Annotated in this window: 16 protein-coding genes; 11 read left to right on the top strand and 5 right to left on the bottom strand. The window is 53.8% G+C overall.

Going from position 1 to position 13050, the window contains the following annotated elements; translation table 11 throughout:
- Nucleotides 1-18: 18 nt before the first annotated feature.
- The gene (locus MYS68_RS15245) at nucleotides 19-525 is read left to right on the top strand and encodes a hypothetical protein (protein WP_248926662.1); all 507 of its coding nucleotides are present in this window, start codon (nucleotides 19-21) and stop codon (nucleotides 523-525) included.
- 211 nt (nucleotides 526-736) lie between these two features.
- Here the strand turns inward: MYS68_RS15245 and MYS68_RS15240 are convergent, their stop codons facing one another.
- Genes MYS68_RS15240 through MYS68_RS15220 form a run of 5 tightly spaced genes read right to left on the bottom strand, consistent with a single transcriptional unit; the run spans nucleotide 737 to nucleotide 4128 of the window.
- The gene (locus MYS68_RS15240) at nucleotides 737-976 is read right to left on the bottom strand and encodes a hypothetical protein (protein WP_248926661.1); all 240 of its coding nucleotides are present in this window, start codon (nucleotides 974-976) and stop codon (nucleotides 737-739) included.
- A gap of 19 nt (nucleotides 977-995) precedes the next feature.
- Nucleotides 996-2204: a hypothetical protein gene (locus tag MYS68_RS15235; protein WP_248926660.1), complete on the bottom strand. Its 1209-nt coding sequence runs from the start codon at nucleotides 2202-2204 to the stop codon at nucleotides 996-998.
- Nucleotides 2205-2216: 12 nt separating this feature from the next.
- The gene (locus MYS68_RS15230; protein WP_248926659.1) at nucleotides 2217-3053 is read right to left on the bottom strand and encodes a hypothetical protein; all 837 of its coding nucleotides are present in this window, start codon (nucleotides 3051-3053) and stop codon (nucleotides 2217-2219) included.
- Nucleotides 3050-3739 carry an ABC transporter ATP-binding protein gene (locus MYS68_RS15225; protein ID WP_248930918.1) on the bottom strand — a complete coding sequence of 230 codons (690 nt, stop codon included), beginning with the start codon at nucleotides 3737-3739 and terminating at the stop codon, nucleotides 3050-3052. Before MYS68_RS15225 ends, MYS68_RS15230 begins: the two co-directional genes overlap by 4 nt.
- On the bottom strand, nucleotides 3739-4128 hold the full coding sequence (locus MYS68_RS15220; protein ID WP_248926658.1) for a GntR family transcriptional regulator: 390 nt from the start codon (nucleotides 4126-4128) through the stop codon (nucleotides 3739-3741). The genes MYS68_RS15225 and MYS68_RS15220 overlap by 1 nt, the downstream gene beginning before the upstream one ends.
- 283 nt (nucleotides 4129-4411) lie before the next feature.
- Between MYS68_RS15220 and yqfC the strand changes: the two genes are divergently transcribed.
- The 10 genes from yqfC to recO all read left to right on the top strand — a co-directional run bounded on the left by yqfC (nucleotide 4412) and on the right by recO (nucleotide 13039).
- A complete protein-coding gene (gene yqfC / locus MYS68_RS15215; protein ID WP_248926657.1) occupies nucleotides 4412-4690 on the top strand; it encodes a sporulation protein YqfC in 279 nt (92 codons plus the stop codon).
- A 17-nt stretch (nucleotides 4691-4707) separates the two neighbouring features.
- Nucleotides 4708-5889 carry a sporulation protein YqfD gene (yqfD, locus tag MYS68_RS15210; RefSeq protein ID WP_248926656.1) on the top strand — a complete coding sequence of 394 codons (1182 nt, stop codon included), beginning with the start codon at nucleotides 4708-4710 and terminating at the stop codon, nucleotides 5887-5889.
- An 85-nt stretch (nucleotides 5890-5974) separates the two neighbouring features.
- Nucleotides 5975-6937, top strand: coding sequence for a PhoH family protein (locus MYS68_RS15205; RefSeq protein WP_248930917.1), 963 nt, complete (start codon nucleotides 5975-5977; stop codon nucleotides 6935-6937).
- Nucleotides 6938-6979: 42 nt separating this feature from the next.
- A complete protein-coding gene (locus MYS68_RS15200) occupies nucleotides 6980-9226 on the top strand; it encodes an HD family phosphohydrolase (RefSeq protein WP_248926655.1) in 2247 nt (748 codons plus the stop codon).
- Nucleotides 9223-9747: an rRNA maturation RNase YbeY gene (gene ybeY, locus MYS68_RS15195; protein ID WP_248926654.1), complete on the top strand. Its 525-nt coding sequence runs from the start codon at nucleotides 9223-9225 to the stop codon at nucleotides 9745-9747. Before MYS68_RS15200 ends, ybeY begins: the two co-directional genes overlap by 4 nt.
- On the top strand, nucleotides 9744-10442 hold the full coding sequence (locus MYS68_RS15190; protein WP_248926653.1) for a diacylglycerol kinase: 699 nt from the start codon (nucleotides 9744-9746) through the stop codon (nucleotides 10440-10442). Before ybeY ends, MYS68_RS15190 begins: the two co-directional genes overlap by 4 nt.
- A 103-nt stretch (nucleotides 10443-10545) precedes the next feature.
- Nucleotides 10546-11034: a cytidine deaminase gene (locus MYS68_RS15185; protein WP_420852225.1), complete on the top strand. Its 489-nt coding sequence runs from the start codon at nucleotides 10546-10548 to the stop codon at nucleotides 11032-11034.
- Between the two features lie 36 nt (nucleotides 11035-11070).
- Nucleotides 11071-11973 (top strand): GTPase Era, encoded by a 903-nt coding sequence (gene era, locus MYS68_RS15180; protein WP_248926652.1) that lies wholly within the window; start codon nucleotides 11071-11073, stop codon nucleotides 11971-11973.
- Nucleotides 11974-12115: 142 nt separating this feature from the next.
- Nucleotides 12116-12259 carry a YqzL family protein gene (locus MYS68_RS15175; protein WP_248926651.1) on the top strand — a complete coding sequence of 48 codons (144 nt, stop codon included), beginning with the start codon at nucleotides 12116-12118 and terminating at the stop codon, nucleotides 12257-12259.
- A 33-nt stretch (nucleotides 12260-12292) separates the two neighbouring features.
- A complete protein-coding gene (gene recO / locus MYS68_RS15170) occupies nucleotides 12293-13039 on the top strand; it encodes a DNA repair protein RecO (RefSeq protein ID WP_248926650.1) in 747 nt (248 codons plus the stop codon).
- The last annotated feature ends 11 nt before the right edge of the window (nucleotides 13040-13050 follow it).

Here is a 13050-nt window from a genome sequence, read left to right as displayed (position 1 = left end):
AGCTAGGGGAGGGCGCCGATGAACCTGATTGAACTGCTGTTTAAACATTGGTATTTGCTGTTCATTGCCTATATCGTCTATACGATGATCCGCGCCAAACGCCAGGCGGCATCCGGCGGCGAGCCGAAGCCGCCGCGCGGGGCGATGCCGCCGTTTGGCGGCGGTGCGCCGCTTGGCCGGCCGGCGAAGCCCGCCGCCGCCAAGCCGCCGGCGCAGAGCGGCCGCGCGGCAGGACCGGCGGCTGCGCCCGGCACCGCTGCGCGCCCGGCCGCGAGCGCGCCCGCGCCGGCAGCCGCAACGGCAGAGCCGCGCGGCGCGGCGATGCCCCCGGTGCCGGCTTCGGCGCCGGAGCGGCGGCCGCCCGCTGCGGCGCCGAAAACTCGCGGCAGCGAGGCGGGCGAAGCTCTGCCGCCGCTGCTCGCGGAAGACGGCAGCGCCAAGCGGCAGCTGCTGCAGGGCGTGCTGTGGGCGGAAGTGCTCGGTCCGCCGCGCGCCAAAAAGCCTTTTAAACAACGAAATACCTAATCTTTAATAAGTGTGCCCCCGAAATTTCCGGGGGCGCACTTTTTTTACATAGGAAATTATGCATGGCTGATTTTTGCGGACAACCGTGGGCTCCCCAAAAGTACCAGGAATAGGCGGCAAGGTTCACTCTTGCTTTTGGGGGATTTGTTCTCGTTTAAAATGATCATCCTGGGATGTTTGACCCTCCCGGCTGCTCTTTTGCATAATATATTTATTTCCGCCCGGCAGTATGCTTGGCCAACGACAGCGCATGTTTGATCGCGGTCATCTTCGCCCGCCTTTTCCGTTCCGCCTCGCAGCCCGTGAGGAAGAAGGGCGTTTGCGCCAGCTCGAGCAGCGTATTTTCCGCCGCCGCGATCGCACTGCTTTCTTTCTGCAGCAAATAATGTGCGATTCGGTATATATAGACCTCATACTCTTTCAATACGGCTGCCACTTTGTGCGGGTCCATAGCGGAATCTCCTCGCGGCTTATTGGAAGGTCAAACCATAAACGTTCAGGTTGTTGACAATTTCCGCCGAATGCCGGTCGTTTTCCCGCAAACCGACGATTCCCTGATATACCGTGTTTCCCGAGGCGAGATCGACGACCGTCAAGAGGGGCGCGGAGTCGCCTTTTGGCTTGGAGCCGGTTACCACATACATAAAATGATCTTTCACGGCAATGGTCCACGGGTTGGTTACCGGAGAAAAAAGCTGCCCGGAGGATTGTCCGCTTTTGATGTTGTATCGGACCGTCCGGATTCCTTCATCCGTTCTCTTGACAAGAGTGAGCCATTCGCCCGCGAGCATCATGTCCATATAATTGCTGCGGCCGCCGCTTAGCAAATCGTCGATTTCTTTCGAGTTTATTTTCACTTCCTGTCCGTTCGTTATATTAAAGACAAGCAATCGTCCTCCCGTTTCTTCCGAGACGTAGCTGCCGCCCGATTTAACCGTCTTCGACAGCGAGACGTAGAGCAGAGAGTAGGGGGAAGGCTTTACGTCGTCGGACATATAATTCGTTTGCAAGGACGCTTCGCTCTCCGAAGGAACCGGAACATCGTACGTCAGCAGTTGGTCCGTCGGTTCTTTTCCGCTTTGCAAACCGAGCGTGTAAAGATGAAGCTCCGGCTCGCCGTGTGCAGCGTAATTGGCGGTCAGCACCTTCAGGTTCTCGTCCGCTGCCTGTACATCGTGAACAATGAGGACTCGGTATTGTTTACCGCCAGGCACGGCAGTTTTGTAAGTGACCGTTTGCTTCGTTGATTTATCCAATACGGAGACATCGAACGTATAGTCCGGAGAGTCCGCGGGACCTTCGCTATTCACGTCGACATAAGCGAGCCGTTTCTCATCCTCATAAAGAGAGCGAACGTTCAGCTTGCCCCGCATGAACCCGGGATAATCTTTGACCAGTTTACGCATTTCCGGGACGTACCAGCTGCGGGTCAGCTTTCCAAATAAAGTCGTATCTCTGCGATACTCACTCCCTTGGGCATCAATCGAGACACTTTCGGTGAACTCGGGGTTATTTCCGAAGTTGCCCTGCAGGACTACGTTCGAGGTTATGCCGCTGTCGCCCGATTGCCGCTGCAGCACGAACTCGGGCAAAGGATTCGCCGCCGCCTGAATATAATAGGAGCCGACCCCTGCCAAGATTAAAGGAACAAACAAGAAGGAAAACCAATATCGCTTCATTTCGGAAGCCTCCTAGACCGTTACTTTATTTTTAAGCAAATAAGCGCTTAGCGCGAGCGAACCACAGGCAATTAAGGTGCCGAGCGCCGCTTCCATCCAAACTATTTCCTGCGGGTAAAAGTGAGCCGGAAACAGTTCCTCCGCCATAAACACCGGCAAAATAAAGACGACTACCGCGATGGCGCCGTACGCGATGGCGCCGACCGCTCCTTTGATCCGAAAACATCGTTCGATAAGTATTGCCGTAAAAATGATAACAACGCCGGCGGCTCCCGCCGCATAATACACGATAAAGTCCACAAACCGGACCGGCATCACTATTTGCAAATAGGTATGCGAGGCCACGATGTCGGCCACCGTATTCGAATATCTGAGTTCGGAAGGAACGAGTGCGTTGAACGCGGCATTTTGCACCGGAACAACCAGCAGCTCGAACGCCACGAGCCCCAAAACCATAAGCAAAATCGCGCTCAGTTTGGCTAAGTACACGCTCATTCGGGATGCCGGGATCATGAGCAGCCGATAAATGAACATATTTTTGCCGAGCCAGTCCCGGTACCAGATCAGAAACACGTAAATGAGCAGTACCGAGGCCGCGAGCGCAATCGCTCCCGAAAACAAAGCGCTGTTCACCGTATAGCTGTAGAAGCTCGTCGGTCTGTATTTGGCGATGTACTGAGCCGCGCTGAGCGACTCTGCACGCATCGTTTCGCCGGCCATGGATAAATAAGAATGGGCATACAAATACATTCCCGCAAGCTGTAAAATCAAAATGACGGCGAACAAAGCGAGATAAATTTTCCGGACGCGAAACAACTCATAATGGAGCAGCTTGAAATAACGGCTCATCCCATATACACCTCTCTCATGACGTCTACGACGGATTTTCCTTCGGACAGGCGAAGGTCCTCCGTCTGGAATTCCTTCAGCACGCTTCCTTGATCCAACAGCACCGCCTTGTCGATCAAATGCTCGATATCCTGGATCTCGTGGGTCGTGATCAGCACGCCGCGGTCTTCGATGAGATGGCTTGTGAACACCTTGGCGATCTGCTCGCGGCTGAACATGTCAATGCCCGAGAACGGTTCGTCCATCAGCAAATAATCCACATCCATGGCGAGCCCGAGCAGCATGTTCGCTTTGGCGGCGTTCCCCTTCGACAGCTCCGAGATCCGATCGGTGCGGTTCAGCTTGAAAAAGGCGAGAAGCTCCTCGGCCCGTTTTTCGTTCCATTTGTCGTAAAAATCGCTCATAAAAAGAAGCGCTTCGCCTACCGTCATCTGCGGCGGCATCGTAATCGTATCCGGAATAAAGGCCACCTTTTCGTAAATGCGTTTGTCGACCGGTTGACCGTCGATCGAAATTTGACCGCCTTGTATCGGGGTAAGCCCCATGATCGCCTTCATGATCGTCGATTTGCCGACGCCGTTAATGCCGATCAGGCATGTTATTTGCCCTTTCTCCGCGGTAAAGCTGACGCCGTTCAGCACTTTTTTCCGCCCGTATTTTTTCGTCAATCCCGTTACTTGAATCATCATGGTTCCCCCTGTTCCTTGGCCCGCTCTGCCGTATAAGTTTCTTTCACTATTTGCAGCAGCTCGTCCAAAGGGACATCGATAGTTTTAACCTGCGAAACGAACGTATGGACCGCCTCCAAAATGAGCTCCTCACGGATCGAACTGAGCACGCTCCGGTCCGTCGTAATGCGGCTTGGGGAATTGCCTTCCGTACGAATCAATCCTTGTTCCTCCATTTCCTTGTAAGCCTTCTGCGCGGTATTCGGGTTAATTTCGAGAAGTCCCGCCAGCTCGCGCCGCGACGGGATCTCTTGGCCTGCCTGCAGCCTGCCGGTGGCGATTTCCTGCTTGAAATACCGGACCACCTGCAAATAAACCGGATCCCGGTTATTGAATATCACCTTCATCAGCCCATCTCCTAGGTCGCTGGATTGGCAAGTGTATGTACTACGTGGTTCATACACCTCATGGTGTGTACTATACGATTAGTACACTTCGATTGTCAACTCTTTTTTTGGAAAAAATGGCGCTTTGCTCGCTTGAGAAGCACAGTCTTCATAATTGCAGCCGCCGCCGCATATGGTGTAAATAGCCGGTATAGCAGGTATTTGACCGCCTTCAGGCCGCCGTTTTGCCCTATGTCAAAACGGCACGCCGTCAAATCCGTTCACTCAGGAGGGTTTACAGTTCATGCGCAGCTTGTCGAAGAAAATCAACAACTTTACCGCAAAACTGCTAGACCTGCCTCAGGACGTGGTCATGGATCTGCCGCGCATCACGATGGTAGGCAATGTGCAGGTATACATCGAAAACCATCGCGGCGTCCTTCATTTTTCCAGCGAGCATTTGAAGCTGGCGTTGTCCAAGGGTCAGCTCGAGGTGTTCGGGAAACAGCTTGCCATCCGGGCCATTTTAAGCGAGGAAGTGTTCATCGAGGGCGTCATCCACGATATTAAATATCATCCGTAAGAAGCGGGGGAGAAGCCGTGAAATCGTCGTTTTTTGCCAAGTGGAGAGGTTATGTGCTGGTTGAAATCAAGGGACGCCAGCTGGAGAGGCTCATCAATTTGATGGTGCAGAAAGGGTTTCAGCTTTGGGATATCCGATTTTCGGACGAGACCGCCGTGCGGCTGTACATCGGGCTGAAAGATTTTTTCCGGCTGCGCCCGCTGCTGAAGGAGACAGGCTCCCGCATCCGCACCAAGGAGCGGCACGGGTTTCCTTTCATGATGGACAAACTGTGGAAACGTAAATTTTTCGCCGCCGGGCTGATCGGTTTCGTCATCGGCATTTATGTGCTTTCTTCGATCATTTGGCGCGTTCAGGTGGAGGGCAACGATACGATCGAGACAAGCCGCATTCTCGAAGCGGCGAAGCAGCAAGGAATTTACGAGCTGCAGTGGAAATTCCGCCTGAAGGACCCGGAAATGCTGGCTCGCCAGCTGCAAACGGCTTTGCCCGGCACCGCCTGGGTCGGAGTCGAAGTCCGCGGCACGCACGTGGTCATCAAGGTGGTGGAGTCGAAGCTGCCGGAGCAAAAGCCGCTCAGCAGCCCGAGGCATATGGTGGCGAGCAAAAACGCGCTGGTGACGAGCATTTTCGCGGAGAAGGGGAAACCTCTCGTGAAAGCCAATACGTATGTCCGCAAAGGGGACATCCTTATTTCCGGCATTATTGGGGACGAGCAGCATCAGCAGACGGTGGTGGCGAGCGGGAAAGTGAAAGGAATCGTTTGGTATACGCCGAAGGTGGAGGTCCCTTTGACGCAGGAGTATAAAGTGTACACCGGGGACGTGAAGAAGCGGTTTTATCTCGTTTTCGGCTCCCGCGGCTTGCAGGTGACGGGCTACGGCAAAGTGCCCTTCGAGCGGTTCGAAACGGTACCCGAGCTTCACCAGCTGCAGTGGCGCAGCTGGACGCTGCCTATCGGCTGGATGAACGAACGCGTAATGGAAGTGAATATGATAGAGCAGCCGATCGATCCGCAGGAGGCGAAAAAAATCGGACTGGAGCAGGCCAGGTCGGAAATTGTCGCCGCCGCCGGGCCGGATGCGAAGGTCGTCAGCGAAAAAATTTTGCATGAAAAGGCGGAGAATGGTAAAGTTTATATGGAAGTACATCTGGAAGTCGAAGAGTACATCATGGAAGAGCTGCCTATCGTCCCGTGACCAGTGAGTGCGGCGAAAATTAGCGAAGTGGACGGAATCGTGCCGGAGTAGCCTAAGCAAAAGATAAGGAGAATGAGGCCTGTTGATCGACAATGCAAACATCGTGAAAATTGCGCTGAAAAATACGGCGGAAGGGCTCGCTTTGTTCGGGCCGCAGGATAAATTTCTTCATTTGATCGAAAATGAAATCAAGGCGCAAATCTTTACCCGCGAAGAGGAAATTGTCATTCAGGGCGATGCGGAGCAAGTATCCGCGCTGCAGCAATTATTCGAGGTTCTCCTTCAATTGATCCGAAACAATTATACCTTAAACGAACGGGACGTCCATTATGCGGTCGAATTGGCCAAGCAAATGAAGGCGGACCAGCTCCTCGACTTGTTCAAAGGGGAAATTACGACCACGTACAAAGGCAAGCCGATTCGCGTCAAAACGATCGGCCAGAAGCAATATATTACCGCTATCCGGAAAAAAGACATCGTGTTCGGGATCGGGCCGGCCGGCACCGGCAAGACGTATTTGGCCGTCGTTCTCGCCGTTGCGGCGCTTAAGGAAGGCAAGGTTAAGCGGATCGTGCTGACCCGGCCGGCCGTCGAAGCGGGCGAAAGCCTCGGATTTTTGCCCGGCGATTTGCAGGAGAAGGTTGACCCGTATTTGCGGCCGTTGTATGATGCACTTAATGATGTGCTCGGTCCCGAACATGTCGTCAAGTCTCTCGAGCGAGGCCTTATTGAAATAGCGCCGCTCGCCTATATGAGGGGCCGCACGCTTGACGACTCGTTCATTATTTTGGACGAGGCGCAAAATACGACGCCGGAGCAGATGAAGATGTTTTTGACGCGGCTCGGTTTCGGTTCGAAGATGGTTATTACCGGGGACGTGACGCAAATCGATTTGCCCCGGGGCAAATCGTCCGGCCTTGTGGAGGCCCGGCGCATTTTGCGCAATATCGAGGAGATCGGTTTCATTACATTTGCCGAGGAAGACGTCGTCAGACATTCGTTGGTTCAAAAGATCATTGTCGCTTATAATGAGGATAAGGAAAAATAGCTCGACAGGTTCCGTGGAAAGGGCTGGAAAGGGCTGAGTTTCATGATCAAGAACCAGGTTTCCATCCAAGGAAAATTTCAATACAGGCTAATTGGTTGGAAATACAGTGCAGGCATCCGTTTTCTGCTCTTTTTTGCGCTTACTCTGCTTTTATATTTCGCGTTGATGCATAAGGTCGTTCCGGAAACTTACGATATCCGGCTCGGCTCGATCAACGAAAAGGATATTTTGGCTCCGGGGCCGATTCCGGACGCGGTGGCGACCGAGAAGGCGAAGGAGGAAGCGGCCCAGAAGGTGCAGCCGGTGTACCAGATCGTGTCCTTGAAAAACGAAGGGCTGATCGAAGCGATATTCGAAAAGCTGACGCAGCTGAACGGGGACGCGGAAGTGACTCCTGCGGACAAGGTCAACATTTACCGCACCATTCTGCCGACGATCAAGACCGATTTTGAGGAAAAGCAGCTGAGATCGCTTGCCGGCAGCGGTCAGTATGCGGACGCACTGCTGCAGGAAATCCGCAAGAAGCTGCGGGAGCAGGAGTACCGCATTCCCGAGGAGGCTTTTTACAAGCTGCCCCGGCTTACCGCAGAGGATTTGGCGACGATGGAGCCGGTAGCCATCGACATTGTCAGACGGCTGATGAACGATCAACTGCTGGACGCACAAACGGCTTGGGCCAAAACGGCCGAGCTCGTCAACGCCTCGACGCTGACCAAAAGCGTGAACCGCGAGCTGGTGCAGGAAATCATCCGCTTTTCGATTACGCCGAACAAGTTTTTCGATCAGAAAGGAACGGACGAAGCGAAGGGACACGCCCGGGATAACGTCAAGCCTGTCATGATCGATAAAAACGAAGTGCTCGTCAAAAAAGGCGAGCCGATCACCGAAGAGCTGTACCAGAAGCTGAAATCTCTCGATTTGCTGAAGGAAGATTCCAATTACGCCCCTCAGATAGGGCTTTTGCTGCTTGTTTCGTTGTTTTCCGGCGCGCTGTACATGTTCGTCAGACAGAGTCGGCTGCCGATCAATCATAACAATTCGCAGTTGATCATGCTGCTGCTCATTTTTATTATCAACATCGCCGGAATGCGCATCATTACGCTCGGACAAAGCCTTGATTACCCGTACATCGGTTTTCTTGCACCGACGGCGCTCGGGGCGATGTTGATTACGATTTTGCTGGAAGAGAACATCGCTTTTATCTCTTCGGTCATTTTTAGCGCGCTTGCCAGCGTCATTTACAACGTCGACCACTCGCAGCTGTTCGATTACCGGTATGGGCTTGTGACGCTCGTCACTTCCTTGGCCGCGATGTTTTCGATCCAAAGAGCGAGCCAGCGGCTCACAATCCTGCGCGCCGGGATGATGGTTTCCTTGTTCGGGCTGCTGGCGATTGCCTCCTTGCTGCTGCTGGACGATCATTTTACGAAAAAAGACGCGATATTCGCGCTTTCCTTCGCGGTTGCCGGCGGAATCATCACCTCCGTATTCGTGATCGGACTGCTGCCGTTTTTCGAAATCGCCTTCGGCATCTTGTCGCCGCTCAAGCTCGTCGAGCTGTCGAATCCGAACCATCCGCTGCTGCGCAAGCTGCTGACCGAAACGCCGGGAACGTACCATCACAGCGTGATGGTGGGCAATCTGGCGGAAGCGGCGGCCGAGGCGATCGGCGCGGACGGGCTGCTGTGCCGCGTCGGCTCGTATTATCACGACATCGGCAAGACGAAGCGGCCGAACTATTTTATCGAAAATCAGACGAACATCGAAAATCCGCACGATCGGATCGACCCGGCGCTCAGCAAGTCGATTATCATCGCGCATGCCCGTGACGGCGTCGAGATGCTCAAGGAATACAACATGCCGAAATCGCTGCGGGACATTGCCGAGCAGCATCACGGAACGACGCTGCTGCAGTATTTTTATCATAAGGCGAAAAAGCAGGCGGAGGAAGCCGGAGAGGGCAAGGAAGTGCTGGAAGAGGATTTCCGCTATCCCGGCCCGAAGGCGCAGTCGAAGGAAGCCGCCATCGTCGGCATTGCCGACTGCATAGAAGCGGCCGTCCGCTCGCTGCGCAACCCGACGGTCGAGCAGATCGACTCGATGGTGCGCAAAATCATCAAAAACCGGCTGGATGACGGCCAGTTCAACGAATGCGACCTGACGCTCAAGGAGCTTGACCAGATCGCGAAAACGCTGAATGAAACGCTGCTCGGCATCTTCCACTCGCGGATCGAATACCCGAGCGAAGTGCCGCAGCAAAAAACAACCGCCAAGGGAGAACTTACATGAGCTTAACTTTGGAGTGGAACAATGAGCAGGACGCTCATGAAATCCCGGACACCCTGATCGTCCGGCTGAAGCAGCTGCTGCAGCTGGCGGGAGAAGCGGAAGGGATAGAGGATGGCGAGGTTGCTCTGACGCTTGTCGACGACGAGACGATTCACCAGTTGAACAAGGAATACCGCGGGATCGACAAGCCGACCGACGTGCTGTCGTTTGCGATGCAGGAGAAAGGAGAGGACGAGCTCGAAATCCTGTACGAAGAAGCGGAAGCTTTCGGCGGCGATGAGGGCGATGAGTCGGAAGCGCTTGAAGAGTTCGTCGAGCCGCTCGGAGATATTATCATTTCCGTACCCCGGGCGATCGCGCAAGCCGAAGAATACGGACACTCCTTCGAGAGAGAGCTCGGTTTTCTGTTCGTGCACGGGTTTCTCCATCTGATCGGGTACGACCATCAGGACGAGGAGCAGGAGAAAGAGATGTTCGGCAAGCAGGAAGCAATATTGGAAAAGGCGGGGCTGACGCGTTGAAACATCCGGAAAAATGGCGGCGAAGCTTTCGTTATGCGTACGAGGGGATCAAATACGCGCTTTCGACTCAGCGCAATTTGAAGTTTCACTTTTTCGCAGCGTTTGTCGTCCTTTTATCGGCATTATATTTTCGTCTCAGCAAGGTCGAGGTGCTGTTTATCCTGCTCGCCGTCACGATGATGATCGTCACGGAGCTTATCAACACGGCCATCGAGAAGGCGGTCGATCTGGCGATGCCGGACCGCCATCCGCTTGCCAAAATAGCAAAAGACGTCGCCGCAGCTTCCGTATTGGTTTCTGCGGTTTTTGCCGCTGTAGCGGGGATGATCGTATTTTACGAGCCGATAGACGGCTTGTTTCGGCAAGCCAAGCAGCTGCAGCATCAGCCCGTGACGGCGGGGACGATCTGGGTGCTGCTGTCGCTGGTCGCTTTGACCGTGATCGTCATTGAGACGCGGTTTTCGGACAAAGGGCGGCTCGTTCAGCCTAGCCTGCTGACTGCCGTGGCGTTTGCGGTATCGACCGTGATCGGCTTCATGTCGACGATCGCCTATGTCGTACTGCTTGCCTACAGTTTGTCGTTTTTGGTTATGCTTATTTTATATGATAAAAAAAGCCGATCTTTCCCGTCCCTTTTGCTTGGCGCCGTCATCGGCTCGGGGATTTCGCTGCTCGCCGGATTGCTGCTTCAATAGAGGGAGAGGGAAATTGTGGTGAAATTGACGCTGCGCTTCGGATCGTGCCTCCAATCGCTCTTGTTCGCAGATTTCTTGATTTAAACCACCTTCGGCGGTAGAAATCTGCTCACAAAGGCGACCGCTAACGCTTCTCCAGCACGATTCCGTCGACTCCGCTTTCTCACCACAATTCCAGGAAAGGGGAGTAAAAATGATTAAAGAAGAACTGATCGAAAAAGCGAAGGAAGCAAGGGAGAGGGCCTACGTGCCTTATTCCCGTTTTAAAGTCGGCGCGGCGCTGCTGGACCGGCACGGACGCATACATATGGGCTGCAATGTGGAAAATGCAGCTTACGGGCCGACCAACTGCGCGGAGCGTACCGCACTGTTCCGGGCGATTGCCGACGGGGAGCCGCGGCGGACGTTCCAGGCGATCGCCGTGGTCGGCGATACGAAGCGCCCGATCACCCCGTGCGGCGTATGCCGCCAAGTGCTGGTGGAGCTTTGTGCGCCCGATATGCCGGTGCTGCTGTCCAATCTGAACGGCAATGTGGAAGAAACGACCGTCGCCGCATTGCTGCCGGGCGCTTTTACCGAAAACGATTTGTAACGGGTGCAGGCCACCCGCCAATATGGAGGATATTGCATGACCAACAAAACCGCATTCAAATCGGGGTTCGTCGCCATCATCGGCAGACCGAACGTCGGCAAATCGACGCTGATGAATCAGGTGATCGGACAAAAAATCGCGATCATGTCGGACAAGCCGCAGACGACCCGCAATAAAATTCACGGCGTTTATACGACCGAAGGCGCACAGATCGTATTCCTCGATACGCCCGGCATCCATAAACCGACGTCGAAGCTGGGCGAGCATATGATGAAGGTCGCGCACAGCTCCTTAAACGAAGTTGACGTGATCATGTTTCTCGTCGATGTAGCGGAGGGGCTCGGCGGCGGCGACCGTTTTATTATCGAGCAGCTTAAAAAAGTAACAACGCCGGTTATTTTGGTGCTGAATAAAATCGACCAGGTACAGCCGGAGCAGCTTCTTCCGATCATTGTGCAGTATAAGGAGCTGTACGAGTTTGCGGAAATCGTGCCGATTTCTTCCAAGCTGGGCAACAATGTGAATACTTTGCTGGACCAGGTGATCAAATATTTAAGCGAAGGTCCGCAGTATTACCCGGCCGACCAGGTGACGGACCATCCGGAGCAGTTTGTTTGCGCCGAGCTGATCCGCGAGAAAATTTTGCATCTGACCCGGGAGGAGATCCCGCATTCCATTGCGGTTGCCATCGAGGACATGAAGGTTGCGGAAAACGGTGTTGTCCATATTTCCGCGGTCATTTATGTAGAGCGTGACTCCCAGAAAGGGATCATCATCGGCAAACAAGGCGCGCTGCTTAAGGAAGTGGGCAAAAGAGCACGTCACGATATCGAGGCGCTGCTCGGCTCCAAAACGTTTCTCGAGCTTTGGGTCAAGGTCAAAAAAGACTGGCGCAACCAGGAACGCGTCCTCAAGGATCTCGGCTTCCGCGAGGAATAACCGTCGTACCCGGAATAGGCGGCGAAGGTTCCCGTCACTTTTGGGGGTCTTATCCAGTTATTGCTTCGAATACTTCTCTCCTGCCCGTACATCCTAATAACTGTCACAGAAACAGTCATTATTCCCAGAGAGGATGATACTCATGAGAGATTTTTCGTGGAAGTATTTTACAATGACTGGAGATGTCGATGCGTACCTTTTGTACAGGCAAATCGCAGACGTGCGCTTGGAGGACGAGGAGCAGGAGGAAGAACCGGGGGAAGATTCCAGCGAACTCGTCATATAATTTTTAGTTGTCATACTTGAGGGAGTCTATAGGATGATTTATCGGGTAGAGGGGATTGTAATCCGCAGCATGGATTACGGCGAGGGGAACAAGATCATCACGCTTTTCAGCAAAGAGGTCGGCAAGGTGAGCGTGATGGCCCGCGGCGCCAAAAAGGTAAAGAGCCGCCATGCTGCGGCGGTTCAGCCTTTTACGCACGGCTATTATACGTTTTTCAAAGGCGGGTCGATGGGGACGCTGAACGATGCGGAAATCATCGATTCTTTCCATACGCTCCGGGAGGAGCTGAAGCTTGCGGCTTATTGCTCCTATTTGACGGAATTGACCGACCGGATGCTGGAGGATCAGGAGGCTCACGGCTTTTTGTTCGAGCAGCTGAAGGCGGCTTTCCAGTCGATGGCGGAAGGCAAGGACGCCGATATTCTCGTACATATTTATGAAATGAAAATGCTTGCGTTTGCCGGCTACTCGCCGGAGCTGATGCAATGCGTATCGTGCGGCGAACCATCCGGAGAGATGGTTTTTAGCGTTTCCATGGGCGGAATTTTATGCGGGCGCTGCAAAGCGAAAGATGCGAGAGCACATGTGCTTTCCGGGGGACTTCTCAAGCTGCTTCGTCTTTTTGAAAAGCTGGATATACGCCGGCTCGGGCAAACCGATGTCAAGGAGCAAACGAAGCTGCAGTTGAAAACGTTAATCCGCGCTTATTTGGATACCCATATCGGGCTTCAGCTCAAATCGCGAAACTTTCTGGAGCAAATGGAAAAGTACGGCATCTGAACCGGGGATTT

This window comes from Paenibacillus hamazuiensis, from assembly GCF_023276405.1.
In the GTDB taxonomy this organism is placed as follows: Bacteria; Bacillota; Bacilli; order Paenibacillales; family NBRC-103111; genus Paenibacillus_AF; species Paenibacillus_AF hamazuiensis.
This window is presented reverse-complemented; position numbering and strand designations above follow the sequence as displayed.

Excerpts from the sequence above, each read along its gene's own strand:
- era (WP_248926652.1), top strand. The coding sequence starts at position 11,071 with ATGACCAACAAAACCGCATTCAAATCGGGGTTCGTCGCCATCATCGGC.
- MYS68_RS15220 (WP_248926658.1), bottom strand. The coding sequence starts at position 4,128 with ATGAAGGTGATATTCAATAACCGGGATCCGGTTTATTTGCAGGTGGTC.
- yqfC (WP_248926657.1), top strand. The coding sequence starts at position 4,412 with ATGCGCAGCTTGTCGAAGAAAATCAACAACTTTACCGCAAAACTGCTA.
- MYS68_RS15245 (WP_248926662.1), top strand. The coding sequence starts at position 19 with ATGAACCTGATTGAACTGCTGTTTAAACATTGGTATTTGCTGTTCATT.
- recO (WP_248926650.1), top strand. The coding sequence starts at position 12,293 with ATGATTTATCGGGTAGAGGGGATTGTAATCCGCAGCATGGATTACGGC.
- MYS68_RS15225 (WP_248930918.1), bottom strand. The coding sequence starts at position 3,739 with ATGATTCAAGTAACGGGATTGACGAAAAAATACGGGCGGAAAAAAGTG.
- MYS68_RS15235 (WP_248926660.1), bottom strand. The coding sequence starts at position 2,204 with ATGAAGCGATATTGGTTTTCCTTCTTGTTTGTTCCTTTAATCTTGGCA.
- MYS68_RS15175 (WP_248926651.1), top strand. The coding sequence starts at position 12,116 with ATGAGAGATTTTTCGTGGAAGTATTTTACAATGACTGGAGATGTCGAT.
- ybeY (WP_248926654.1), top strand. The coding sequence starts at position 9,223 with ATGAGCTTAACTTTGGAGTGGAACAATGAGCAGGACGCTCATGAAATC.
- MYS68_RS15240 (WP_248926661.1), bottom strand. The coding sequence starts at position 976 with ATGGACCCGCACAAAGTGGCAGCCGTATTGAAAGAGTATGAGGTCTAT.
- MYS68_RS15200 (WP_248926655.1), top strand. The coding sequence starts at position 6,980 with ATGATCAAGAACCAGGTTTCCATCCAAGGAAAATTTCAATACAGGCTA.
- MYS68_RS15230 (WP_248926659.1), bottom strand. The coding sequence starts at position 3,053 with ATGAGCCGTTATTTCAAGCTGCTCCATTATGAGTTGTTTCGCGTCCGG.